The sequence below is a fragment of the uncultured Maribacter sp. genome, from assembly GCF_963974015.1.
Lineage (GTDB): Bacteria > Bacteroidota > Bacteroidia > Flavobacteriales > Flavobacteriaceae > Maribacter.
In genome coordinates, this window is the sequence record NZ_CAXBBZ010000004.1 from 145,095 (window position 1) to 169,331 (window position 24,237).

Here is a 24,237-nt window from a genome sequence, read left to right on the forward strand (position 1 = left end):
ATATTCATAATGGTGGTAAAGAATGTTAGTTCAGAAGATTTAGATGAAATATTTCGATTATATAACATAGCATCTAATTACCAAAAAAGTAAAAAAACAGTTGTCGTTTGGCCAGATTTTGACCTTGAAATGGTAACGACTGAAATTAATGAACGAAGACAGTTTAAATTACTTATTGATGAAGATATTGCCTGTATTTGGGCTATTACTTTTTCTGACGAACAAATTTGGCAAGAGCGGAATAAAGATGCCGCCATTTATATTCATCGTATAGCTACAAATCCAGAATTTAGAGGTCATAACTTTGTAGGTACAATTGTAGAGTGGGCTAAAGGTCTTGCAGAGAAGTATAAGAAACAATTTATTCGTTTAGATACTATTGGCGATAATAGTCGCCTAATTAATCATTACTGTAATTGTGGTTTTAGTTTTTTAGGCATGTTTGATCTGCCGAATGTTGATGAATTACCACCTCATTACAAACAAGGTCCTGTTTGTTTATTTGAAATTGACCTAAAGTAAGTTAAAGATGACGCCTAGAATAGTTGAGTTAAAATCTAAAAAGTTTGTAGGTCTAAGTGAAGAAATGAGTTTGGTCGATAATAAGACTTTTGAGGTTTGGAAAAATTTTAGACAGCATAGCAAGAAAGTTCCAAATAAATTGTCTCAAGACTTTATTTCGTTGCAAGATTATCCTGAGGATTATTTTGAAACGTTTTCTCCTGCTAAAAATTTTGTAAAGTGGGCTTGTGTTGAGGTAGATAGTTTTAAAGAAATTCCTTCAGGGTTGGGTAGTTTGTTTCTAGAAGGCGGACTTTATGCCGTATTCAATTTTAAAGGTGATGCAGCTAAAGCCCAAGCTTTTTTTCAATATATTTATGGAAAGTGGATACCAAACTCAAATTATATTTTAGATCACCGTCCACATTTTGAAGTTCTAGGTGCCAAATATAAAAACAACGATTCAACCTCAGAAGAGGAAATTTGGATTCCGATTAAGACTAAATGAAAGACCCTGATAAAGCACCTTGGTATTACTTGTTTCTATTAATTTTAGCTGGGGAAAGCGTTTTTATATTACCCTTTGTTTTGCAACGTGTATTTAGGCCTACAGTCTTAAAAGTTTTTGAATTAGATAATGTAGAACTTGGGCTTTGCTTCTCTGTATATGGTTTTGTAGCCTTAGTGTCTTACTTATTTGGAGGGCCATTAGCAGATAAATATCAACCCAGGAAATTAATTGCAATAGCCCTTTGGATGACCGCTTTAGGTGGCTTGGTCTTTGCAACTTTTCCAGAATATTCAACGCTTCAAATCTTATATGGATTTTGGGGCTTCACAACAATTTTTCTTTTCTGGTCACCGATGATAAAAGCTACTCGGGTTTGGGGCGGTCCAAAATATCAAGGCAAAGCATTTGGATTATTAGATGGTGGCAGAGGTCTTGTAGGAGCGCTTTTCGGAACAATGGGAGTTTTGGTGTTCTCCTATTTTATAACTACAGATTTGGAAGTTGCAACCTTACAAGAAAGCAGGTTTGCCTTTCGCTACGTCATATTAATATCCTCAGCAATTGTAGCTGTTGTAGGTATCTTGGTGTGGATGTTCATGAAATTACCAGAACATCAAGAGAAAAAAATTATTATGGATAGTATTACCGTTTCGCAGATAGGGGAGGTATTACGATTGCCATCGGTATTATTATTAATGATCATTATTCTATGCGCTTATGTGGGTTACAAGATTACGGATGTATTCTCGCTATATGCGCAAGATGTTATGCTGTTAGATGAAGTAGGTTCTGCGCAGGTGGGTACTTTTTTGTTATTTGTACGTCCGGTTGTGGGGTTTTTAATTGGTGTGTTGGCAGACCGTTCTAGACCTAGTTTATTCTTATTATTAAGTTTTATAATCGCTTTTTTCGGTGCTATTGTTTTTGCAACTGGTGTGGTATCGGATATCCCATATTTTGTGTTTCTTCTCTCGATATTAGTCGTTGCTATAGGAGTTTATGCTGCACGATCCTTGTATTTTGCTGTAATGCAAAGTGGTAAAATTCCTTTGCTATTAACAGGTACTGCAGTAGGATTAATTTCTTTAATAGGTTATACTCCAGATATTTTTGCAGGCCCTGCAATGGGATATTTACTTGATGCTTCACCAGGTTTGGAAGGACATCAACATGTATTTTGGATGTTAGCATTATTTTCATTCATTGGTGGAATAGCAGCATATAGATATTTTAAACTTTATGGAAAACGATACTATGACAAGCCCAAAGAATATTAATTTATTATTATCTGGGGTTATAGTTATTATAGCCGGAATTGTATATGGATGTTATCCAACCGTTATAATGCCTAAACTTTTGGGCTTTGAAGTGCAGGATTTAGAATTGAAGAATATGCTGCGCGCAGTCATGGGTATTTATTTGGGAATTGGCGCATATTGGTTAATAAGTACTTTTAAACCCAAATTTTGGTTTGGGGCCACTTTAAGCAATGTTCTTTTTATGGGAGGTATTTCTTTGGGTAGAATTGTTAGTACCCTATTTGATGGAGTGTCGCCACTCTTTACCCCTGCCTTAATTTTAGAGCTTTTATTTTTTGGATGGGGGCTTTATAATTTGAATAAATACAAAGAGATAGAATAAAGTTGATAGGTCGTTTTTTGCTTAAAAATCCAACTTCTTCTTACGCAGCTCAAAGTTTTGGCCTAAATATACTTTACGTACCATTTCATCTGCAGCCAAATCTTCAGGAATACCTGACTTTAAAATCCCACCTTCGAACATTAAATAAGAACGCTCTGTAATAGCAAGCGTTTCCTGCACGTTGTGGTCGGTAATAAGAATACCAATGTTTTTATCTTTTAATTGAGCTACAATGCGTTGTATGTCTTCTACGGCTACGGGGTCGACACCAGCAAAGGGTTCGTCTAATAATATAAATTTTGGGTCAGTTGCCAAAGCTCTAGCGATTTCTGTTCTTCTTCGCTCGCCACCAGATAACAAATCGCCACGGCTTTTTCGAATATGGCCCAAGCCAAACTCTTCGATAAGCGACTCCATTTTCATATGTTGCTCTTTTTTGCTTAGTTTGGTTAGTTGAAGTACGCTTAAAATATTCTTTTCAATACTAAGCTTTCTAAAGACCGAAGCTTCTTGCGCCAAATAACCAATGCCATTTTGGGCTCTTTTGTACATGGGGAATTTTGTGATTTCCATGTCGTCTAAATAGATGCTGCCACCATTGGGTTTTATAAGACCAACAATCATATAAAAGGAAGTTGTTTTGCCTGCGCCGTTTGGCCCTAGTAATCCAACGATTTCTCCCTGGTTTACTTCCAAAGAAATTCCTTTGACCACCCTACGACCTCTGTAGGACTTCATAATATTATCGGCACGTAACTTCATGTTTTCAAATCTATTGGTTATTGGTCTGTTAGAAAAGTAATTAGGGATTATTTAACCTTGTTGGTTTTCTAATTCTTCCCAATATTCATATGCTCTTCTTAAGTGAGGTATAACAATCGTGCCGCCTACCAAGGTTGCAATACCTAAAGTTTCCATAATCTCTTCTTTCGAAACACCTTCTTTATGAGAGCTTTCTAAGTGATATTTTACACAGTCATCGCAACGAAGAACGGTAGAGGCTACAAGGCCTAATAATTCTTTGGTCTTAACATCTAATGCACCCGCAGCAAACGCATTAGTGTCCAAATTAAAAATTCGTTTAACAATTTTATTATTATCAGCCAATAGCTTGTCGTTCATTTTAGAACGATAGGCGTTAAATTCTTCAATTTGGTTTGACATTGGTATTTTCTTTTTTAGCTTTTTTTCTTTCTTTTCTAAGTACCATGGCAGAAATATAGATACTCACTTGATATAAGATCAATACTGGTATTGCCACAATGATTTGGCTGGCAACATCTGGTGGAGTAATTACGGCGGATAGTATAAGTACGATGACCAAGGCTATCTTGCGGTACTTCTTCATAATCTCGGGGGTAACAAGTCCCACTTTTGTTAAAAAGAAGATTATAATCGGTAGTTCGAAAAGAATACCACAAGCAATTACAGAAGCCCTAACGGTTGATATATAGGAAGCTAAATCGAATTCGTTAGTTACTTCTGAACTTACTTGATATGTACCTAAAAAGTTTATAGATAGCGGCGCTACTACATAATAACCGAATAGAACACCAATGAAAAATAAGAGGGAAGCAATTAGAATAAAGCCTCTTGAGCTCTTTCGTTCTTTTTCATAAAGCCCGGGGCTAATGAATTTCCACATTTCATACAAAACATAAGGAAATCCAATGATGAAACCGGCCCAAATAGATGTCCAAATGTGCGCAGAAAACTGTCCGGACATTAATCTACTTTGAATAGTAAAAGGTAGTTTTTCTGCACAGAAAGCAGAGTCAAAACCAAAATAGGTGGCAATATCGCAAAAGAGTTTATAGGTTGGGAAATCCATTTTCTTAGGCCCGAAAATGACCGTGTCGAAAATGAAATCTTTCATTAAAAAGGCTACAGAGCCTATGATAACTATTGCCACTGTAGACCGAATTAAATGCCATCTTAATTCTTCTAAATGGTCGAGAAATGACATCTCGTTGTGAGGCGTAGTAGCTTTGGATTTCATTATAAAATACCTTCGTTAATTAAATTATGTAAATGAATAACACCAACATAGGTACCATTATCCATGGCAAGTAATTGTGAAATTCCTTTTTTCTGCATGTGCTCTAATGCTTTGATGGCTAAAGTGTCTGCAGGTATGGTTTTAGGGTTGCTTGTCATGATATCTTCTGCAGTCAAGTCTTTGATATTATCATGCTTGTTAAGCATGCGTCTAATATCACCATCGGTTACGATGCCAACAACTTTTTCACCATCAAGAACCGCAGTAACTCCTAGCATTTTTTTAGAAATCTCTACGATAACTTTTTTAACTTCGGCATCTTTCTGAACACTTGGTATTTGATTTTTGCCTACCAAATCTGCAACTCTGAGATAAAGACGTTTACCCAATGAACCACCTGGGTGGTATTTCGCGAAATCTGTACTGCTAAATCCTTTTATCTCCAAAAGAACAATAGCCAAGGCGTCGCCCATTACTAATTGGGCTGTGGTACTCGTTGTAGGAGCCAATCCGTTAGGGCAAGCTTCTTTTTCAACAAAAGTGTTTAGAATATAATCTGCTTGCTTTGCCAAAAAAGATTCGGTATTACCGGTCATAGCAATCAATTTATTAGTTCCTCTTTTTAAAAGTGGAACCAACATTTTAATTTCAGGAGTATTACCACTATTTGAAATACAAATGACGACATCATTGTCTTGAACCGTACCTAAGTCCCCATGAATAGCGTCTCCCGCGTGCATAAAAATTGCAGGAGTTCCGGTAGAATTTAAAGTGGCTACAATTTTCGTGGCAATAATGGCACTTTTTCCAATACCAGAAATAATTACCCGTCCTTTTGATTCAATAATACAATTGACAACTTTGGCAAAGTCATTTGTTAGCAGTGTTGAGAGATGCGCTATAGCATCACGCTCAGTTTCAATGGTTTTTTTTGCCAAGTCAATAATGGTGTTCGTAGCTATCAATCTATTATTCAAATTATGGATTGTATTCCTAAAAGAATGTGTTATCTTTAAGATGACAAAATTAAACAAACTTAATTTTATATGTTGATTATCGCATAATAATTTAGAACAGCCAAGCTAGGTAAATAATATTTTTGTTTACTTATGAGTTTTAGTATAATAAGTAGTTTCCCCTTAAATGTAAAATGTGACAGACAGTAAAGATTTTGAGAATATAGATTTACATTCCTCATTAAAAAAATATTTTGGTTTTTCTCAGTTCAAAGGACTTCAAGAAGAAGTAATCAAAAATGTTTTACAACGGAATAATACGTTTGTGATTATGCCCACAGGTGGTGGTAAATCGCTATGTTACCAATTACCGGCCCTTATGCAAGAAGGTACCGCAATTGTAGTTTCTCCTTTAATTGCTTTAATGAAAAATCAGGTAGATGCCATTCGTGGGGTTTCTTCTGAAATAGGAATTGCCCATGTTTTAAATTCCTCATTGAATAAAGGTGAGATAAAACAAGTTAAACAAGATATAACCAACGGTATTACTAAGCTTTTATATGTTGCACCTGAGTCATTGACCAAAGAAGAAAATGTTGAGTTTTTGAGATCGGTGGTTGTTTCTTTTGTTGCAGTCGATGAGGCACATTGTATTTCTGAATGGGGACATGATTTTAGACCTGAGTATCGTAATCTTAAATCTATTGTAGAGCGCTTAGGCGATAATATTCCAATTATAGGCTTAACGGCTACGGCTACTCCTAAAGTACAAGAAGATATTATCAAGAATTTAGGCATTGGCGGCGCGAAGCTATTTAAGGCATCGTTCAATCGCCCGAATCTTTTCTATGAAGTACGTACTAAAACCGAAAATGTAGAAGCTGATATAATCAGATTTGTAAAACAAAATTCTGGAAAATCTGGGATTATATATTGCCTAAGCCGTAAAAAAGTTGAGGAGTTGGCCCAGGTGTTGCAAGTGAACGGTGTAAGTGCAGTGCCATATCATGCAGGTTTTGATGCAAAGACAAGATCTAAATATCAAGATATGTTCTTGATGGAAGATGTAGATGTAGTGGTCGCAACAATTGCCTTTGGTATGGGAATAGACAAGCCCGATGTACGTTTTGTAATTCATCATGATATTCCAAAAAGTATTGAAAGTTATTATCAAGAGACAGGTAGAGCTGGTCGTGATGGAGGTGAAGGTCATTGTTTGGCTTATTACTCATATAAGGATATTGAAAAATTAGAGAAGTTCATGTCGGGTAAACCGGTAGCGGAACAAGAAATAGGTAATGCATTGCTGCAAGAAGTTGTCGCCTATGCAGAAACGTCTATGTCTAGACGTAAATTTATGCTACACTATTTCGGTGAGGAGTTTGACGATGTCAATGGTGATGGTGCTAAAATGGATGATAATACACGAAATCCTAAAGACAAGGAAGAAGCAAAAGATAATGTTGTAAAACTACTTAAGGTAGTACAAGGTACAAGCGAAAAATTTAAGTCAAAAGAGATTGTAAATACCTTACGTGGTAAAATGAATGCCATAATAACTTCTCATAAGACCAATGAAAAAGTTTTTTTTGCTATCGGTTCTGATAAAGATAAAAGCTATTGGATGGCATTAGTTCGCCAAACCCTTGTAGCAGGACTTTTAAAAAAAGAGATTGAACAGTATGGTGTATTGCATTTGACCGAAAATGGAAAGAAGTTTTTGAAAAATCCTGTTTCATTCATGATGACCAAAGACCATGTTTATAATGCTGAAAATGATAATGCTATTGTTGGAGCTGCAAAATCTGGTGGAATTGCCGATGAGCGACTTCTAAAACAATTGAAAGATTTAAGAAAGTCACAAGCTAAAAAACTAGGAGTGCCTCCATTTGTTGTGTTTCAAGATCCTTCATTAGAAGATATGGCTTTGAAATATCCGATTACACATGACGAATTATTGAATGTTCATGGTGTAGGAGAGGGAAAAGCAAAAAAATACGGTAAGCCTTTCATTACTTTTATTAATGATTATGTAACCGAGAATGAGATTATTAGACCTGATGATCTAGTTGTTAAAAGTACTGGTGCTAATTCTGCTTTGAAACTTTATGTAATTCAGAATGTGGATAGAAAATTGCCTTTGTCCGATATTGCTTCCTCTAAAGGATTGGAAATTCCTGATCTTATTAAGGAGATGGAACAAATTGTTTACAGTGGTACAAAGTTAAATTTGAATTATTGGATTGATGAAATCTTAGATGATGATCAACAAGAAGAAATTCATGAGTACTTTTTAGAAGCTGATACCGATGATTTGGAGGAAGCATTGAGTGAATTTGACGGTGAATATGAAGAAGAGGAACTTCGCTTGTATCGATTGAAATTTATTAGCGAGGTTGCTAACTAACAAGTGAATTTATGATTTACTAATCCATAATTTAGTAAAATAATTGTTTAAACGGTCTTGGTATCAATAAAACAAATTAATTAGATATGATGTTATCTAACATTATCTCTAATTAGTTAATGCCTCTTATATTTTATTTCGAATATTCACTTCGTATTAAAAGACTAACTAATTGTTTTTCTAATTTCTCAGATGTATTATTCTACTATAAGATCTTTTATCTTAAGTAGTTAATAAGCATATCACTCACATCTAAAAATTTCTAGCGGGTAAAATATTCATATAACTCCAAGTAATGAGTTGGTGTTAATCTGTAATTATTGGTTTAAAACTATTTTTTTGAATTACTGATTTCAAGTATATTGTAGATTGTTTAACATATTTAAAAAAAAATTAAACAAAATTTAAGATTCTTATGTAATGTAACTAACTACATTTACAGAAATAAAAAAAAAGAACTATGAGAATTTTAAAAATTACAACGTTAAGTGCCTTTTTGTTGTTTGTTTCAACATCGTTTGCACAAACAGAAACTATTGTCGGTGTTGCCGTTGGGAATGAAAATTTTACAACATTGGTTACTGCCGTTAAGGCTGCTGATTTGGTAGAAACACTTAGTAGTGAAGGGCCTTTTACAGTTTTTGCACCTGTAAACAGTGCTTTTGCAGCACTACCAGCTGGTACTGTAGAAAGTTTGTTAGAACCAGAAAGTAAAAGTGCTTTAGCTGGTTTACTAACATATCATGTTGTTGCCGGGAAATATATGGCTGGTGATGTCGTAAAAGCTATTAAGGGTAATGAAGGTGCTTTTCCTGTTAAAACAGTACAAGGGGGTACAATTATCTTATCATTAAAAGGTGATAAAGTAATGTTGAAAGATGAAAAAGGCAACATGGCTGCTGTTGTTATCGCAGATGTAGCAGCAAGTAATGGTGTTATACATGCAATTGATACAGTTGTAATGCCGAAGTAATTTTAATTTCCCCCAAAACAAAAGCCCATCTATAATACATAGATGGGCTTTTCTATACTATTATTCTTCTAAGGTTTCGATGTGCCATCAGTATCAAACTTACCTCTTCGTAATTGTCTTTGAATTTTTTTGATGGCAGATTCAATTGATTTTTCCGGCTCTATAATATTATATTCACCCCAAAAATTAGGATCTGCAAAACCAATAGCTTCATCACTTAAAATTATGGATGATTTGATCCTATTTTTTGATTTTGGTATATAGTTATCAATGTTTTTCTCCCAATCGGTAACGGCCATTTCACAGCTCATACTATAGACAGAATTAAACAATCGTTTATCCCAGTTAATTTTAAATTCTAAAAGTACATTACTATACCCATAATACCATTTTCCATTTTTTTCGCGATAATCCACTCTATAGGACACTTCTGTAGGCCAAACCTCTGCATTCCGAGGTTTTTTGAGAACAAACATTTGAGATGCTAATCTTCTGTCCGTAATGTTCAAAGAGTAGACTGCGCTAGTTAAAATTTTATTTTCTGCATCGATGTATAATTTCCCTTTATATAATGGATCTATGATTTCTGGCTTTTGTTTGAAATCGATCACATAGATTAATTGATCATTTACTCTAGTAGATGTATCAAATGAAAAGTCATAATAGGGGAGGGTTTCTTGAGTGAAGATATAATCGGGGTATTTGACCATATCTACAAATAATGTATTGAAAGGGCCACCTTGTAGCTTTAAAGCGACGGTATCTAATTTATTATAATCGGTACTCTTTCTCGCTTTATATAATTCTAACGCATCACTTTTGTTAGATGAATATGGAGCTTTATAAATATTTACAACTGCTTCTGATAAACTAACATTTGTTCTTCTCTTTTTAATCGTTTCTCTATAAAAAGCTGTCATTACAGTATTCTCGTTCAAGTAATTTTCACCTTTCTTATTAAGCGTTTCCATCACCAAGGCTTTAGCATCGTTAGGAGCATCTATTCTTGCTTCTGATAGCGCCATTACAAATTCATCCATCAATATCCTGCTATCTTTTTTATCCAATTGAGCTAGTGGAATTGACTTTGTTTTATATCCTAAAAATCCAATGACTAAATTTCCATTTACGACATCATTGGGTACCTTGAGAGCGAATTGCCCCTCTGAATTGGTAATTGTACTGTGATTAGTGTTCTCAATTGTAAGCGTAGCAAACACTAAAGGTTTTTTATTGTTCGAATCAAGAACTTCACCTGTATATTCTGTAAAATTAGAATTTTGGGCAAAAATTAAATTTGCTCCCGTACAAATAAATAGAAAAATAAATAGTAGAAACTTTGGTCCGTACTTTTGCTGTATGATATTTTGTGATGTTTTCATTACGATTCTTTTTTATATTAAGGTAATGATTTTTAGTGGATTATGCTGTATTTTTGCGTGATAATTTGCCTGTTTGTTGTATTGCAAAAACAGTAAGGGGTGTATTGAATTTACTGGTTACTGTCGAATGTTTTGGAGGACGAGCTCACGAGTCTATTAATCTCTTTCAGTTCTTCTTCGGTTAGGTCTCTCCATTTTCCAACTGGTACATCTAAATGTACATTCATGATTCTAATTCGTTTCAACTTCTTTACTCTGTAATCTAAATACTCGCACATTCTACGTATTTGCCTATTTAAACCTTGTGTCAAAATAATTCGAAATTGATACGTACTAACATCAAAGACTTCACATTCTCTAGTAACCGTATCTAATATGGGAATACCTCTACGCATACGGTTTAGAAAATCTATGGTGATAGGTTTATCAACTGTTACTAAATATTCTTTCTCATGATTGTTACGAGCTCTCAAAATTTTATTTACGATGTCACCATCATCAGTAAGAAAAATAAGCCCTTCACTGGGTTTATCTAATCTACCAATTGGGAAAATACGTTTCGGATAATTGATGTAGTCAATGATATTATCTTTTTCAACTCCAGTATCTGTCGTGCAAACTATGCCGACAGGTTTGTTGAAAGCTAAATAAGTAGATTTTCCTTTTGGTTCATTTATTAGTTCGCCATCAACTTTTATAACATCACCTGTAGAGATTTTCGTTCCCATTTCTGGAACGGCACCATTAATAGTGACCCTACCTTGTTCTATAAGTTTATCTGCTGCTCTACGAGAACAATAACCTGCTTCGCTTAAATATTTATTAATTCTTGTTTTGTTGGAATTATCTTGCATGATTTTTCTTGCGGTTTCGGGTATTAGTTACGTTTTAATTCCTGTTGATAGATTTCTCTTCCTAATTGTGCTAAAAATGGAATGCCAATTTCATCATATTCATAAACGTCATCATTGAATATGCCATCTTTGTTTACTAAGATAGTCGCGGTTAAAAGAAAATCGATATTCTTTTCTGTATCTTTTATATAGGCGCAATCGGTTAATGTTCCATATGCAAATCCTACTTTATTATAAATTTCAATATGTTCAGGTATATTTTCTTTAGTATCACCATATATGAAAAACTTGCAGTAGCCATCATAATATATTTTAGGGTCATACCCTATTTTTCTAGGTACCGTATGCATAGCTGATAACAAATATTCACGTTGTACTTCGCTTAGATTAAATCGTTCGTTAATGTCGAAATTTTGGGGGAATATGACTCTTTTGATCAGACTGTGTTGCGATGAAATGGGAAAGTAATTTTTACTGCTAAAATCGAAAGGTTCTTTAATTAAAATATCATCTTCGTAAAAACCAGAACCTTTAGTTATGTTCAAAAGGTTTAGTTCTAAAGGTATTTTGTTTAATATTGATTTGGTTATACCGGTGGTAGAATCATTTAAATAAATTATTAATGGCTTGGTACTTAGATTATCTGAATGCTCTCCAAGCCTATGTGCTATTCTAACGGGTGTAATGCCTTTTTTTCTTAAGGTATTATTAATGTCCTCGAAACCTAACAATTCTACTAATCTATTGTTTGCTAAATTATCACTTACTGCAAAAATTTCAGACACATCTTGTTTGAAAGTACTTTGAATGGTGTCACCTTCTACATAGTATTTGGTATCCATGGATAGGGTGTCGGTAGTGTTCAATCTTTCTAATGCCAATACCGCAGTTGGGAATTTAGCCGTACTTGCCGGATAAAAATAATTGCTATCGTTCACCTGAAAATCATAGTCAGTGAAAATTACACTATCATTTCTTCTATTAATTTGTGTATATCGTATTTGAACCTGATAGCTTGCAATATTATCCATCACCCTTTTAATTTTTGGATTTTGCGAGGATAAAGCAGTCTCAAGAAAATTTAAATTTTGCCCTTGTGAAGAGCAAGAGCCTAAAAAAACGCAACTTAGTAAAAATAAGAGTTGTTTCATGATTAGTGAATTTTATTAGGTGTGTATACTTCTCCGCGATGGGGTTTTAGCATATCCCTAACCGAAATCATTTCTTTTTCTTCTACTACCATAAACGCAATGCTGTGCATATCATTGATTTCTTTAAAACCTGTGATATTAAGAACTGTATTTTCTATGGCAATAAACTCTTTTAAATGCTTTTCATGGTGCTCAGCTGTTTTTAGTGCAGCTGGACCTCTGAAATCCCAAAGTAATTTTATTTGTCTGCTCAAGTTATTGTTGGTTTTAAAATTAACGACTATATATAGGCAAATTTACCTAAAATTGATTAGTTCGTTTGCCAATATGTTATGGTTTACAACAATGCAATTTTTCATTTTTTATCCATAATAAGGTTTTGTTTTATATTATAACACCAAAATTTATGTTAAGTAAATCAATAAGCATTTGCACACGATAGGGTTATTGCTATTTTTGCTTGATGTTTTTTAATAAATCAGAATTTTTATTCCATAGGACATATTCTATCCTACTAATAGGGTTGCTGTCTTTTGTAATTGTTTCTTGTGAAGGTCTTTTTAAAAAAGAAGAGCGGAAGAACCCAATTGCCAGAGTAGGCGATGCTTATTTGTTTCAAGAAGATTTAGCGCCATTAATAACTGAAAACATGACCAAAGGGGACAGTGCATCTTTTGCTGTTAACTTTATCAATAACTGGGCATCGAAACAATTACTGCTGTCAAAAGCCAAAATTAATTTGTCTGAAGATAAATTAGCTGAGTACAATGCGTTGGTAGACGATTATAGAACAGATTTATATACACGCGTTTATAAGGAAGCTTTGGTTTCACAAGCAACAGATACTATTATTACTGATGCTCAATTAGAGACTTTCTATGAGAAAGGAAAGGAAAATTTTAAGCTGAAAGAAAGAATTGCTAGAATACGATTTGTGTCTTTGCCAAAGGGATTTATGGATAAAGAAGAGGTGTCCAAGCGGATGAAGAGGTTTAAGGAAGAAGATGTCCGTTATCTAGATTCTATTGGCGTGCAATTCAATAAGTTGAATTTTAATGATTCTATTTGGGTGCGATTTACTAGAATTTTTGAAGAAATACCCCCAATTAACATCGACAATGCCGATAAGTACTTAAAAAATTCACAATTTTTTGAATTGGAGGATTCAATCGGGGTATATTTGGGGAAAATTGAAGAAATAAAGGATGTCAATGAAATTGCACCTTTGTCATTTATTAAGCCTACCATAGAACAAGTTTTATTAAGTCGCAGAAAAATGGACTACCTGCGTAAACTAGAAACTGAATTATTAGATGAAGCAATCAAGGATAAAGAATTTGAAGTTTTCGAAAGTAAAAAATAGTATTTATATCGGTTCGGTTATACTGTTCTCTAGTGTTGTTTCAGCACAAGATTCTATACCAACAGTAACCGATAATGAAGTTGAACCAGTAGAAGCTGTTGCCGAAGCAACTGTAGCTAAAAAGGACTCATCAATCAATTTCAAGAAAATTAAATTAGATGGTATTTCGGCTGTTGTTGGTGATTATGTGATCTTAGATTCTGATATCGAAAAAACAATGATCGATTTAAAAAGTCAGGGAGCTTCAACAGAAGATATTACTCACTGTGGCCTTTTAGGTAAGTTGATGGAAGACCGTTTATACGCTAACCAAGCTGTTCAAGATAGTATTTTGGTGTCTGACGATGAGGTTAATGCAACAGGTGATCGTCAATTACAATCTTTAGTACAACAAATTGGTTCTATGGATAAGGTCTTGAAGTATTACAAGAAAGAAGATGAAGCGACTTTTAGAGAAGAATTATATAAGATAAATAAATTGCGAATGCTTTCTGAGCGTATGCAGCAAGATATTATTAAAGAAATTGAAATTACACCTGAAGAAGTTCGTCAATTCTTTAACAAGATACCTGAAGATGAACGTCCAATTTTTGGTGCTGAATTAGAAATAGCTCAAATTACAAAAGAGCCAAAGGCATCTGACGAGGAGATACAGAAAGCAGTCGATAAATTAAATCAAATTAAAGCAGATGTCGAAGATAATGATGCTAGTTTTAGTGTTAAAGCTATATTGTATTCTAAAGACCCTGGATCGTCCTCAAAAGGTGGTTTTTACAGCATTACTAAAGAAACTGGATTTCATAAAGCATTTAAAGATGTTGCATTTAGCCTAAAGGAAGGTGAAGTTTCTGAGCCTTTTGAAACACCTTCAGGTTATCATATAATTTTTGTTGAGAAAATTAGAGGTCAAGAATTAGATATAAGGCATATACTCGTTCAGCCAGAAATTTCTCAAAATGTGCTTGATGAAGCAAAAGCTGAATTAGATAGTATACGAAAAAAAATCATAAATAAAGAATTTACTTTTGCCGAAGCCGCACTGAATTTTTCTGATGAAAAAGAAACTAAGTTTGATGGCGGACTGCTAAGAAATCCTCAAGATTTTAGTTCACGATTCGAGCTGACAAAAATGGATCCTACATTATACAATCAAGTACAGGGTATAAAGGATAATGAGATTACGTACCCAGTTTTAGAGCAAGACCCCCGCGGTGGGCCACCTAAATATAAAATTTTAAAGATTACCAATAGGTTTGATGAGCATGTGGCCGACTTTTCAAAAGATTATACTAAAATTCAAGATTTGGCACTTACCGAGAAGAAATATAACGCCATTAAAAAATGGATGGACGATCATATTGAAGAAACCTATATTAGTGTGAACGACGAAAACAGAAATTGTGAGTTCGCTAACAATTGGGTAAAGCAATAGATATATGTCAGACGTTGCCGCTATAGAACGCCTAGTTTTAAAACATGCCGAGCTTAAAAAGGAAATAGCTAAGGTTATTGTAGGTCAAGATGAAGTAATTGAACAGATTTTGCTTTCAATTTACACAGGGGGACACTCATTATTGATAGGTGTTCCTGGTCTAGCAAAAACGTTGATGGTGAATACCATCGCAAAAGCTTTAGGTTTAGATTTTAAAAGAATACAATTTACTCCCGATTTAATGCCTAGTGATATACTTGGTAGTGAAATATTAGATCAGAATAGAAATTTTAAATTTCTTAAAGGGCCTATTTTTTCAAACATCATTTTGGCTGATGAAATTAATAGAACTCCACCAAAAACACAGGCGGCACTTTTAGAGGCAATGCAAGAAAGAGCGGTTACAATTGCCGGCCATCAGCATAAATTAGAACTTCCATATTTTGTTTTAGCTACTCAGAACCCAATTGAGCAAGAAGGTACTTATCCTTTGCCAGAAGCCCAATTAGATCGTTTTATGTTTGCAATAGAATTAAAATATCCTTCTGTTGCAGAAGAAATTCAAGTGGTTAAGAATACAACCGCTAATATTAAGCAAACTATAAATCCTCTTTTTAGCGCTCAGGATATTATAGAAATTCAAGAATTAATACGAAGAATTCCTGTTGCCGATAATGTTGTAGAGTATGCTGTTAAATTAGTGAACAGTACTAGACCAAATTTAGATTCAGCTTCAGACTATGTGAAGCAATATTTAGATTGGGGTGCTGGCCCAAGGGCATCACAAAATCTTATTTTAGGCGCCAAGGCAAATGCTGCAATTCATGGTAAATTTTCACCAGATATAGAAGATGTACATGTGGTCGTAAAAGGTATACTTCGCCATCGTATTATCAAAAACTATAAAGCAGAAGCAGAAGGTATCAGCGAAGAGGATATCATCGATAAATTGCTTTAACCTTCCCTCTTATATTTTTAGCTTTTTATATACAAATTGTTACAATGAACCCATTCTGTAGAATGTGTTGGTTATACAATGTTAACCTATTAAAGAAAAACCGAACAATCATACTTATTTAATTTTAATTGCGTTGTAGATTTTCTTAAATTTACCGAATTGCGCTAACTTAAAATAAGATAAAGAATGGCATTTGATATTGATATGATAAAAGGGGTTTACGCTAATATGGCTAAACGTGTTGATGAGGCTAGGAGTATTGTCGGAAAACCACTTACCCTTTCTGAGAAAATTTTATACTCACATCTTTGGGATGGGGCGCCAACTAAGGCATTTACGAGAGGTAAAGATTATGTTGATTTTGCCCCGGATCGTATCGCTTGTCAAGATGCAACCGCTCAAATGGCTTTATTGCAGTTTATGCAAGCTGGTAAGCCGAAAGTAGCAGTACCAACTACAGTTCACTGTGATCACTTGATTCAGGCAAAAAATGGGGCTACAGCAGATTTGAAATCTGCAAATACAACCAGTGCTGAAGTGTTCGATTTTTTAGAATCTGTTTCTAATAAATACGGAATTGGTTTTTGGAAACCAGGTGCAGGTATCATTCACCAAGTTGTCCTAGAAAATTATGCGTTCCCAGGAGGCATGATGATAGGTACAGATTCACATACTGTAAATGCAGGTGGATTAGGAATGGTTGCAATAGGTGTTGGTGGTGCTGATGCCGTTGATGTAATGGCAGGTATGGCTTGGGAATTAAAATTCCCGAAATTAATCGGTGTTAAGTTGACTGGAACAATTTCTGGTTGGACGGCACCTAAAGATGTAATACTAAAAGTTGCCGAAATTCTTACCGTAAAAGGTGGAACGGGAGCAATTGTAGAATATTTTGGTTCTGGTGCTAAATCATTATCATGTACTGGTAAAGGAACTATTTGTAACATGGGTGCTGAAATTGGTGCTACTACATCTACATTTGGTTATGATGACTCAATGGAGCGTTATTTAAGAGCTACCGATAGAGCTGATATTGCTGATGCTGCAAACAAAGTTAGAGAGCATTTAACTGCAGATGCCGAGGTATATGCAAACCCAGAACAATATTTTGATGAAGTTATTGAAATAAACTTATCAGAATTAACACCATTGTTGAATGGTCCTTTTACACCAGATTTGTCGACTAAAGTTGGTCACGATATGACAGAGAAGGCTACTGCGCATGAATGGCCATTAGCTGTTGAGTGGGGATTAATAGGTTCTTGTACGAACTCTTCTTATGAAGATTTGTCTAGAGCATCTTCAATTGCACAACAAGCAATTGATAAAGGAATAAAAATGAAAGCTGAATTAGGAATTAACCCTGGTTCCGAGCAAGTTCGTTATACAGCTGCTCGTGATGGTATTCTTGGAATTTTTGAGAAATTGGACGCTAAAATATTCACTAATGCATGTGGACCATGTATCGGTCAATGGGCGCGTTACAGCGATCCTAAAAATGCACCGAAAAACAGTATTGTACATTCTTTCAATAGAAACTTTGCAAAACGTGCAGATGGTAACCCAAATACGCACGCTTTCGTAGCTTCTCCAGAAATAACTGCGGCTATCGCAATTGCTGGCAGATTAGATTTTAATCCGATGACGGATAAATTAATCAATGAAAATGGTGAAGAAGTCATGTTCGATGAGCCAACAGGATGGGAATTACCTCCAAAAGGTTTTGAAGTGGAAGATGCAGGTTACCTTGCTCCAGACAAAGATGGTTCTGGTGTGGTTGTTAAAGTAGCTTTAGATTCTGAAAGATTACAATTATTAGAACCATTTACACCTATAAAGGACGAAAGTCTAAAAGGTGCTAAATTGTTGATTAAAGCTTTTGGTAAATGTACTACGGATCATATATCAATGGCAGGTCCTTGGTTACGTTTCCGTGGTCATTTAGATAACATATCTAACAACTGTTTAATTGGTGCGGTTAATGCTTTTGGTCATAAGACTAACATGGTTAAAAATCAATTAACAGGTGAATTTGGCGGTGTTCCTGATACAGCACGCGCGTACAAAGCTGCTGGTGTTAGAAGTATCGTTGTGGGCGATCATAACTACGGTGAAGGTTCTTCTCGTGAGCACGCTGCTATGGAGCCTCGTCATTTAGGGGTTGCCGCTGTTATAGTTAAGTCATTTGCGCGTATACATGAAACAAACCTTAAAAAACAAGGTATGTTAGGGTTGACTTTTGCAAATGAAAGTGATTATGACCTAATTCAAGAAGACGATACATTTAACTTTCTGGATATTTCAGAATTTGCACCGGACAAACAATTAACAATAGAGATTGTACATGCTGATGGTAGTAACGATGTAATTAAAGTAAATCATACATATAATGCTGCCCAAATAGGATGGTATAGAGAAGGTTCTGCTCTTAATGTAATTAAGAGGGAAAATGCTTCATAAATCAATAGCTTAAAATAAGTAAGCAAAACTCCTGATTATAATCAGGAGTTTTTTAGTTTTGAACCCTATTAAATTTCAATGAAGAGACAGACGGTTATTACCCTAATGATTATTGCATTTGTACTTTCATTTTTTGTTACGCCTTTGGGTGATTACAGCAAAATACTCCTTAATAGAATTTTTGCTACTTCACCAACGATTATCAAGCAAGAAAAAAGAGGTAAGATTTCTGATTATGATTGGAAACTTAAGGATGAAAGTTGGAAATTTATTAATTTCAATGAGGCTAAAGAAAAAGTAGCATTCATAACTTTTTGGACATCTTGGCACATGCCTTCACAGGCACAATTAAAAGATATTCAATATCTATACGATACTTTTGGTACTAAGATAAAGTTCTATATAATAACAAATGAGGAAAGAGAGCCTGTTGAACTTTTTATGAAAGAGAAAGGATACACTTTTCCTGTAACATACCAAATTATAGGAGAAACGAGTCCATTATCATTGCTTAAGCCACCAGGATCTTACGTAATAGATAAGAATGGTTTTATCGTAATACACCAAAATGCTATAGCTGATTGGGACAATGAAAAAGTGAACAATCTTTTAAACAAATTAATATCGGAATAATAGATTGAAATTTGGTAGTTTAATTCTCAACTGTTTTATCAATTTTAAATGATAAAAAAGCAAAACTACTTTTCTGGTGAATGTTTCTCGGTTGGTAAAATTGATACGAATTCTCTATTGGATTACTTCTTAAAGTATTTAAAAGGCACGAAAAGCATACCAAAACATTCTCCATCACCCTTTCCTAAATGTTTATGATGCATTTTATGAGCTCTTCTTACACCTCTGCTATACCAGTTATTAGCGTTTCTAAAGAGTTTAAAACGTTGGTGAATGAAAATGTCATGCACTAAGAAATAAGCTATGCCATACGCTAATATTCCAAACCCTAATGGATAGCCATACCAAAAACCGGTGGTGCCAAAATAGAATAAAGACATGCTAACAATTGCATAAAAAATAAAAAAAGCATCATTTCTTTCGAACCATGAATCATGATCTTTTTTGTGATGATCCCTATGTAAACTCCATAGAAAACCATGCATTATGTATTTGTGCGTAAACCACGCCATAAATTCCATGAACAAAAAAGTTCCTAAAAATATTATTATCCACACTACTATATTCATTATACTAAGTTCATTTTATATTTAACATAAGAGCGTGCCAAAAGTCCAAATTTTTGATAGTTGGGTACTCTTATTCGTGCATTCTTAATTTCTAAAGATGGGGTGCTTTGTAGTTTTTTTAATAGTTTGTAATAATATTTAAAAGCTGTGTAAACACCGAATTTAGCTTCTGTTGGTAAGGCGATAATTCCTTTATAACCTAACTTAAAATCTGCTTTAATCTCTTCAACAATTCGTTTTTTAGAATTTTCATCTAGTTCCATTAAATTGGTGTTTGGAAAATAGGATCTATTTAATTCTTCAAAATCTGCCTTTACATCTCTTAGAAAATTCACTTTTTGAAATGCCGATCCCAAAGCCATTGCTGATTCCTTTAATCCTTCATATTTCTCAATATCACCTTTTACAAATACCTTTAAACACATTAAACCAACTACATCTGCTGATCCATATATGTATTCTTTGTATTCTGCATCTGTTAGATATACATTTTTTACTAAATCCATTCGCATGCTCTTCATAAAAGAATCAACAAGATGCTTAGGTATATTGTACGTATGATAGGTATGTTGAAAAGAGTTCAAAATAGGATTAAGACTAATTTTGTCAATTAGTGCCGCTTCCAGTTCTTGTTCAAATTTATCAAAAAGTACTACTTTATCGTAATCATGAAATGTATCTACTATTTCATCGGCAAAGCGAACAAAGCCGTAAATATTATATATATGGCCTCGAATAGATGAATGCAGCATCTTTGTTGCTAATGCAAACGAAGTGCTGTATCGTTCAGTAACGACTTTACTACATTGGTACGAGACTTGGTCAAAAGTTACTTTCATGCGTTAAACTAATTATCTTTTATAATTAATTCTGACACTAATTTACCAGAGATCAATGCAGGAGGAACTCCGGGCCCAGGTACAGTCAGTTGCCCTGTAAAATATAAATCAGTTACTTTTTTACTTCTTAAATTGGGTCTCAAAAATGCCGTTTGCGTAAGGGTATTTGCCATGCCGTAAGCATTTCCTTTATATGAGTTGTATCGCTCTTTAAAATCCTTAACGCAAAATGCCTTCTTGAATATAATATTATTTCTTATGTTTTGACCAGTTCTTAATTCAAATCTTTTCATAATTAATTCGAAATATTGATCTCTTAATTCTTGTGTATCTTCTAAATTGGTAGCAATAGGTACCAAGAAAAAACCCGTTTCACAATCTTTTGGCGCCATGCTATTGTCCGTAATTGATGGAAAATTTGCATAGAACAATGGATTGGATGGCCATTGTGGATTATCATATATTTCTTTTGCGTGCAACTCAAAATCGGTATCAAAAAACAGATTATGATGCTCAATATTCTTCAGTTTGGTGTCAAAACCAATATAAAAAAGCAATGATGATGGTGCAAATACTTTCTTGTCCCAATACGACTCTGAGTATTGTCTATATTTTTGTTCAAGTAAACTTTCTGAATGATGATAGTCTGCACCGCTCAAAATCACATCTGAATTATATATTTCTCCACCAGATGAAATCCCTAATGCTTTTCCGTTCGTAACTAATATTTTATCAACGGGCTTAGATGTGTGTATAGTAACGCCCAATTCAATAGCAAGATTCTGCATGGCCTTTATCACCTCATACATTCCCCCTTTAGGATGCCAAGTGCCTAACCCAAAATCGGCAAAATTCATAAAACTATAAAATGACGGAGTATTACTAGGTTTTGCACCTAAAAATAATACCGGAAATTCTAATGTAGATATTAATTTCTGATTTTTAAATCGTTTTCTAACTTGAGAACTTATAGTCTTAAAAAATTGGTCGACTTTTAAAATAGTTTCTTTTGTTACCAATTCTAAGGGAGAAAGACCTGGTCTCAAAACAATTTTATTAATTGCAATATCATAATTAATTTGTGCCTCTTGAATAAACTTTTTCAACTCCTTTGAGCTGCCAGGTTCAATTCTTTCAAATTCCATACAAATTTTATCCATCGAATCACCAATGGTAATGATGTCGTCAGAAAAGTAAATTTTGTACGCAGGACTCAATTTATCTAGTTGATAATAATCGGAGGTTTTTTTATTGAAATCAGAAAAGAACTTATCGAAGATATCTGGCATCCAGTACCAACTTGGCCCCATATCAAAGGTAAAACCGTCTTTAACAAATTGAGAAGCACGCCCACCCACAGAGTCGTTTTTTTCATAAACAGAAACGTTCCACCCATCTTTTGCCAAGTAACATGCTGCTGATAAAGATGCGAAACCAGAACCTATTACGATGCAATTTTTCTTCATTTATTAACTTTCAATTATAGGTTACTTACCAATTTATCTATAGAATGAAACGTTCTACAAAAGTTTGGTTTTGTTTTTTCGTCAATAAATTGGGTTTGTCTTCCCAATATCCAAAAATTAGGATTGTTGTAATTTGAAACCAATACGCTAAAATCTTCTAAATATTTATTGATTTGATCTTTCTCAGGAAAAACGGTGAAATATGATACGAAGTAGATATCATCAAAATATTTTAAAACGTCCTCTAGGTTTTCCATAGGAATTGTTGGTCCTAGGTAAATACATTTATATCCTTTTAAGATTATTTCATAATTAACATATAAAAGGCCTATATCATGAATTTCGTTTTCTGGTAAAAAGGCGACAAAAACTTTATCTTTTTTAGTAGGTTCTAAGTGTTGTAGCTTTTCAGTATTAAGCAGAATTTTTTGCTTTATTAAACTAGTTATGAAATGCTCATGAGCTGGACTAATTGTATCTGTTTGCCATAATAGACCAAGTTCATTAAGTAATGGAACGAAAGTTTCCTTGAAAATTTCTCTAAACGAATTTTCACTTAACAATGCATTATAAGTATTAAAGAACATGGTTTGGTCAAAATTCACCATCGCTAATTTAAACGCATTTATGGCTTGACTCTTATGACTATGCTTTGCTACAATTTCTCTTACAACATAGGGAATGTCATGGTCTGAAATTTTTGCAATTTTAGAAATCTTATGACCGTTATTATACAACAGTGTAACATTAAGTAACTTTTGTAAGCTTGAGAGACTATACGTTCTAATGTTAGTGTCTGTTCTTTCTGGTGATAATAGATTATATCTTTTTTCCCAAATTCGAATAGTATGTGCTTTAATACCAGAGAGGTTTTCTAAATCTCTAATACTAAATTGTTTTTTTACATTGTTCATGTTTTCTGAAAAAGGATTAAACAAATCTACAATTAATTGGTTTGTGAAGTACTACTCGAAAGTTAAATTTATCAAAATAAAAATGGCTAGATAGAAATCTAACCATTTTGTGCCCACGACTAGATTCGAACTAGCACGTCCTTACGAACACTACCCCCTCAAGGTAGCATGTCTACCAATTTCACCACGTGGGCAATTGTTTACATATAGAAGCGCAAATATAGAAACCTATCTATCATTATAAAATATTTGAGGATAATAAATATGGAAACCTACTTTTCTATCTAAAAATAGATTGTTGGTATTGGGTAGGGGTTACACCCTTTATCTTTTTAAACTTTTTGTTGAAGTTTGAAATTGAATTAAAACCAGATAAATCAGAAATAAGATTAATGTTCAATTCCTTTTTAGAGTTGAGTAATTGACAAGCATGTTCAACTCTAAGCTCAATTAAAAATTGGAAAAAGGTTTTATTGGTACGTTGTTTAAAAAAGCGGCAAAATGCATTAGGAGTCATAAATGCCATTTTAGAAATTTCTTCTAATGCAATTGGTTTTTGAAAGTTTTTGAAAACAAAATCGAAAATCACCTGTAAACGTTCACCATCATTAGATGTTAAGATTTTTGAGTAAATAAATTTACTCAATGGTTCTATGGTTTCCGTACTTAAGAGCTCTAATAGCTGTAAAAAAGTAACAAAACGGTTCAACTTGTCTTGATAATATAGTTTTAATATCGAATCTGATATATGTTTTTCACCTGATTTTACTTTGAATCCGCCATTTGAATTTAAGAAAAATGATTGTAGATCTTTGAAGTATGGTAACTTGAAAAAATCATTTCCGAATGTGTTTTCGGTAAAGAAAACAGTAATCATATGGGCGTCTAACTCACTTGGTATGCTCTTAAAAATATGTGGAAGATTACTGCCTATTACATAAATATCGCCTCTTGAAAACTGATGTATACTATCGCCAACCAATAATTTACCTGTTCCATTTATAATATAACTAATTTGTATTTCTTCATGTTGATGCAAGCGATTATAGAATATAGGCTCTTTGTCTATCTGAACAATTAAATGTTCATCTATAGGTTTCGGTATTTTAAAAGGATATACTTTCATTTGCGTCTAATTTATCATTTTAAAAGATATAAAAGATAATAATAGGGTAGAATAGTATCAGGTCTGGTTAATATGATAATATAAAGTTTAAAATGCTACAAG

Annotated in this window: 24 protein-coding genes and 1 tRNA gene; 11 read left to right on the forward strand and 14 right to left on the reverse strand. The window is 33.9% G+C overall.

Features of this window, described 5'->3' with window-relative positions:
* Positions 1 to 9: 9 nt before the first annotated feature.
* Genes AACZ41_RS09245 through AACZ41_RS09260 form a run of 4 tightly spaced genes read left to right on the forward strand, consistent with a single transcriptional unit; the run spans position 10 to position 2,653 of the window.
* Complete coding sequence (locus AACZ41_RS09245; protein WP_339628131.1) at positions 10 to 522, forward strand: GNAT family N-acetyltransferase; 513 nt, start codon at positions 10 to 12, stop codon at positions 520 to 522.
* A 7-nt stretch (positions 523 to 529) separates the two neighbouring features.
* Positions 530 to 1,009, forward strand: a complete 480-nt coding sequence (locus AACZ41_RS09250; protein WP_339628132.1) for a GyrI-like domain-containing protein — start codon at positions 530 to 532, stop codon at positions 1,007 to 1,009.
* Entirely contained in the window at positions 1,006 to 2,289 is a 1,284-nt protein-coding gene (locus AACZ41_RS09255) for an MFS transporter (RefSeq protein WP_339628133.1), read from the forward strand. The genes AACZ41_RS09250 and AACZ41_RS09255 overlap by 4 nt, the downstream gene beginning before the upstream one ends.
* Positions 2,252 to 2,653 (forward strand): DUF4345 domain-containing protein, encoded by a 402-nt coding sequence (locus tag AACZ41_RS09260; RefSeq protein ID WP_339628134.1) that lies wholly within the window; start codon positions 2,252 to 2,254, stop codon positions 2,651 to 2,653. Before AACZ41_RS09255 ends, AACZ41_RS09260 begins: the two co-directional genes overlap by 38 nt.
* A 21-nt stretch (positions 2,654 to 2,674) precedes the next feature.
* On the opposite strand, the gene lptB is transcribed toward AACZ41_RS09260, so the two are convergent.
* The 4 genes from lptB to AACZ41_RS09280 are packed head-to-tail and all read right to left on the reverse strand — an operon-like array spanning position 2,675 to position 5,617.
* Entirely contained in the window at positions 2,675 to 3,415 is a 741-nt protein-coding gene (lptB, locus tag AACZ41_RS09265; protein WP_339628135.1) for an LPS export ABC transporter ATP-binding protein, read from the reverse strand.
* Positions 3,416 to 3,466: 51 nt separating this feature from the next.
* Positions 3,467 to 3,817, reverse strand: a complete 351-nt coding sequence (locus AACZ41_RS09270; RefSeq protein WP_339628136.1) for a carboxymuconolactone decarboxylase family protein — start codon at positions 3,815 to 3,817, stop codon at positions 3,467 to 3,469.
* The gene (gene tatC / locus AACZ41_RS09275) at positions 3,801 to 4,652 is read right to left on the reverse strand and encodes a twin-arginine translocase subunit TatC (protein ID WP_339628137.1); all 852 of its coding nucleotides are present in this window, start codon (positions 4,650 to 4,652) and stop codon (positions 3,801 to 3,803) included. The genes AACZ41_RS09270 and tatC overlap by 17 nt, the downstream gene beginning before the upstream one ends.
* Positions 4,652 to 5,617: a KpsF/GutQ family sugar-phosphate isomerase gene (locus AACZ41_RS09280; RefSeq protein WP_339628203.1), complete on the reverse strand. Its 966-nt coding sequence runs from the start codon at positions 5,615 to 5,617 to the stop codon at positions 4,652 to 4,654. The genes tatC and AACZ41_RS09280 overlap by 1 nt, the downstream gene beginning before the upstream one ends.
* Positions 5,618 to 5,804: 187 nt before the next feature.
* Between AACZ41_RS09280 and AACZ41_RS09285 the strand changes: the two genes are divergently transcribed.
* Both AACZ41_RS09285 and AACZ41_RS09290 read left to right on the forward strand, forming a co-directional pair.
* Positions 5,805 to 8,015 carry an ATP-dependent DNA helicase RecQ gene (locus AACZ41_RS09285; protein WP_339628138.1) on the forward strand — a complete coding sequence of 737 codons (2,211 nt, stop codon included), beginning with the start codon at positions 5,805 to 5,807 and terminating at the stop codon, positions 8,013 to 8,015.
* Positions 8,016 to 8,475: 460 nt separating this feature from the next.
* Positions 8,476 to 8,988, forward strand: a complete 513-nt coding sequence (locus tag AACZ41_RS09290) for a fasciclin domain-containing protein (protein WP_339628139.1) — start codon at positions 8,476 to 8,478, stop codon at positions 8,986 to 8,988.
* A gap of 68 nt (positions 8,989 to 9,056) precedes the next feature.
* On the opposite strand, the gene AACZ41_RS09295 is transcribed toward AACZ41_RS09290, so the two are convergent.
* From AACZ41_RS09295 to AACZ41_RS09310, 4 genes are all read right to left on the reverse strand, one after another.
* Entirely contained in the window at positions 9,057 to 10,370 is a 1,314-nt protein-coding gene (locus tag AACZ41_RS09295; protein WP_339628140.1) for a carboxypeptidase-like regulatory domain-containing protein, read from the reverse strand.
* 110 nt (positions 10,371 to 10,480) lie between these two features.
* Positions 10,481 to 11,224: a 23S rRNA pseudouridine(2604) synthase RluF gene (rluF, locus tag AACZ41_RS09300; RefSeq protein WP_339628141.1), complete on the reverse strand. Its 744-nt coding sequence runs from the start codon at positions 11,222 to 11,224 to the stop codon at positions 10,481 to 10,483.
* A gap of 23 nt (positions 11,225 to 11,247) precedes the next feature.
* Positions 11,248 to 12,375, reverse strand: a complete 1,128-nt coding sequence (locus AACZ41_RS09305) for a serine hydrolase (protein WP_339628142.1) — start codon at positions 12,373 to 12,375, stop codon at positions 11,248 to 11,250.
* A 2-nt stretch (positions 12,376 to 12,377) separates the two neighbouring features.
* Positions 12,378 to 12,629, reverse strand: coding sequence for a hypothetical protein (locus AACZ41_RS09310; RefSeq protein WP_339628143.1), 252 nt, complete (start codon positions 12,627 to 12,629; stop codon positions 12,378 to 12,380).
* A 209-nt stretch (positions 12,630 to 12,838) separates the two neighbouring features.
* Here AACZ41_RS09310 and AACZ41_RS09315 point away from each other — a divergent pair, with 209 nt between their 5' ends.
* The 5 genes from AACZ41_RS09315 to AACZ41_RS09335 all read left to right on the forward strand — a co-directional run bounded on the left by AACZ41_RS09315 (position 12,839) and on the right by AACZ41_RS09335 (position 19,221).
* A complete protein-coding gene (locus tag AACZ41_RS09315; RefSeq protein ID WP_339628144.1) occupies positions 12,839 to 13,738 on the forward strand; it encodes a peptidyl-prolyl cis-trans isomerase in 900 nt (299 codons plus the stop codon).
* Positions 13,689 to 15,170: a peptidylprolyl isomerase gene (locus AACZ41_RS09320; protein WP_339628145.1), complete on the forward strand. Its 1,482-nt coding sequence runs from the start codon at positions 13,689 to 13,691 to the stop codon at positions 15,168 to 15,170. Before AACZ41_RS09315 ends, AACZ41_RS09320 begins: the two co-directional genes overlap by 50 nt.
* Positions 15,171 to 15,174: 4 nt before the next feature.
* Positions 15,175 to 16,128: a MoxR family ATPase gene (locus tag AACZ41_RS09325; RefSeq protein WP_339628146.1), complete on the forward strand. Its 954-nt coding sequence runs from the start codon at positions 15,175 to 15,177 to the stop codon at positions 16,126 to 16,128.
* Between the two features lie 186 nt (positions 16,129 to 16,314).
* On the forward strand, positions 16,315 to 18,588 hold the full coding sequence (locus AACZ41_RS09330; RefSeq protein ID WP_339628147.1) for an aconitate hydratase: 2,274 nt from the start codon (positions 16,315 to 16,317) through the stop codon (positions 18,586 to 18,588).
* 78 nt (positions 18,589 to 18,666) lie between these two features.
* A complete protein-coding gene (locus AACZ41_RS09335; RefSeq protein ID WP_339628148.1) occupies positions 18,667 to 19,221 on the forward strand; it encodes a TlpA disulfide reductase family protein in 555 nt (184 codons plus the stop codon).
* A gap of 122 nt (positions 19,222 to 19,343) precedes the next feature.
* Here the strand turns inward: AACZ41_RS09335 and AACZ41_RS09340 are convergent, their stop codons facing one another.
* From AACZ41_RS09340 to AACZ41_RS09365, 6 genes are all read right to left on the reverse strand, one after another.
* Complete coding sequence (locus AACZ41_RS09340; protein ID WP_339628150.1) at positions 19,344 to 19,790, reverse strand: beta-carotene hydroxylase; 447 nt, start codon at positions 19,788 to 19,790, stop codon at positions 19,344 to 19,346.
* Positions 19,790 to 20,629, reverse strand: a complete 840-nt coding sequence (locus tag AACZ41_RS09345; RefSeq protein ID WP_339628151.1) for a phytoene/squalene synthase family protein — start codon at positions 20,627 to 20,629, stop codon at positions 19,790 to 19,792. Before AACZ41_RS09345 ends, AACZ41_RS09340 begins: the two co-directional genes overlap by 1 nt.
* An 8-nt stretch (positions 20,630 to 20,637) precedes the next feature.
* Entirely contained in the window at positions 20,638 to 22,095 is a 1,458-nt protein-coding gene (gene crtI, locus AACZ41_RS09350) for a phytoene desaturase family protein (RefSeq protein WP_339628152.1), read from the reverse strand.
* Positions 22,096 to 22,109: 14 nt separating this feature from the next.
* The gene (locus AACZ41_RS09355) at positions 22,110 to 23,009 is read right to left on the reverse strand and encodes a MerR family transcriptional regulator (protein ID WP_339628153.1); all 900 of its coding nucleotides are present in this window, start codon (positions 23,007 to 23,009) and stop codon (positions 22,110 to 22,112) included.
* Positions 23,010 to 23,119: 110 nt separating this feature from the next.
* A tRNA-Leu gene (locus AACZ41_RS09360) sits at positions 23,120 to 23,203 on the reverse strand.
* A gap of 86 nt (positions 23,204 to 23,289) precedes the next feature.
* Positions 23,290 to 24,135: an AraC family transcriptional regulator gene (locus tag AACZ41_RS09365; protein WP_339628154.1), complete on the reverse strand. Its 846-nt coding sequence runs from the start codon at positions 24,133 to 24,135 to the stop codon at positions 23,290 to 23,292.
* Between the last annotated feature and the right edge of the window lie 102 nt (positions 24,136 to 24,237).

What these genes read in the sequence shown, in the direction of transcription:
- AACZ41_RS09245 (WP_339628131.1), top strand. Translation starts at nt 10, where the DNA reads ATGGTGGTAAAGAATGTTAGTTCAGAAGATTTAGATGAAATATTTCGA.
- AACZ41_RS09250 (WP_339628132.1), top strand. Translation starts at nt 530, where the DNA reads ATGACGCCTAGAATAGTTGAGTTAAAATCTAAAAAGTTTGTAGGTCTA.
- AACZ41_RS09255 (WP_339628133.1), top strand. Translation starts at nt 1,006, where the DNA reads ATGAAAGACCCTGATAAAGCACCTTGGTATTACTTGTTTCTATTAATT.
- AACZ41_RS09260 (WP_339628134.1), top strand. Translation starts at nt 2,252, where the DNA reads ATGGAAAACGATACTATGACAAGCCCAAAGAATATTAATTTATTATTA.
- lptB (WP_339628135.1), bottom strand. Translation starts at nt 3,415, where the DNA reads ATGAAGTTACGTGCCGATAATATTATGAAGTCCTACAGAGGTCGTAGG.
- AACZ41_RS09270 (WP_339628136.1), bottom strand. Translation starts at nt 3,817, where the DNA reads ATGTCAAACCAAATTGAAGAATTTAACGCCTATCGTTCTAAAATGAAC.
- tatC (WP_339628137.1), bottom strand. Translation starts at nt 4,652, where the DNA reads ATGAAATCCAAAGCTACTACGCCTCACAACGAGATGTCATTTCTCGAC.
- AACZ41_RS09290 (WP_339628139.1), top strand. Translation starts at nt 8,476, where the DNA reads ATGAGAATTTTAAAAATTACAACGTTAAGTGCCTTTTTGTTGTTTGTT.
- AACZ41_RS09295 (WP_339628140.1), bottom strand. Translation starts at nt 10,370, where the DNA reads ATGAAAACATCACAAAATATCATACAGCAAAAGTACGGACCAAAGTTT.
- rluF (WP_339628141.1), bottom strand. Translation starts at nt 11,224, where the DNA reads ATGCAAGATAATTCCAACAAAACAAGAATTAATAAATATTTAAGCGAA.
- AACZ41_RS09305 (WP_339628142.1), bottom strand. Translation starts at nt 12,375, where the DNA reads ATGAAACAACTCTTATTTTTACTAAGTTGCGTTTTTTTAGGCTCTTGC.
- AACZ41_RS09315 (WP_339628144.1), top strand. Translation starts at nt 12,839, where the DNA reads ATGTTTTTTAATAAATCAGAATTTTTATTCCATAGGACATATTCTATC.
- AACZ41_RS09320 (WP_339628145.1), top strand. Translation starts at nt 13,689, where the DNA reads ATGAAGCAATCAAGGATAAAGAATTTGAAGTTTTCGAAAGTAAAAAAT.
- AACZ41_RS09325 (WP_339628146.1), top strand. Translation starts at nt 15,175, where the DNA reads ATGTCAGACGTTGCCGCTATAGAACGCCTAGTTTTAAAACATGCCGAG.
- AACZ41_RS09330 (WP_339628147.1), top strand. Translation starts at nt 16,315, where the DNA reads ATGGCATTTGATATTGATATGATAAAAGGGGTTTACGCTAATATGGCT.
- AACZ41_RS09335 (WP_339628148.1), top strand. Translation starts at nt 18,667, where the DNA reads ATGAAGAGACAGACGGTTATTACCCTAATGATTATTGCATTTGTACTT.
- AACZ41_RS09340 (WP_339628150.1), bottom strand. Translation starts at nt 19,790, where the DNA reads ATGAATATAGTAGTGTGGATAATAATATTTTTAGGAACTTTTTTGTTC.
- AACZ41_RS09345 (WP_339628151.1), bottom strand. Translation starts at nt 20,629, where the DNA reads ATGAAAGTAACTTTTGACCAAGTCTCGTACCAATGTAGTAAAGTCGTT.
- crtI (WP_339628152.1), bottom strand. Translation starts at nt 22,095, where the DNA reads ATGAAGAAAAATTGCATCGTAATAGGTTCTGGTTTCGCATCTTTATCA.
- AACZ41_RS09355 (WP_339628153.1), bottom strand. Translation starts at nt 23,009, where the DNA reads ATGAACAATGTAAAAAAACAATTTAGTATTAGAGATTTAGAAAACCTC.
- AACZ41_RS09365 (WP_339628154.1), bottom strand. Translation starts at nt 24,135, where the DNA reads ATGAAAGTATATCCTTTTAAAATACCGAAACCTATAGATGAACATTTA.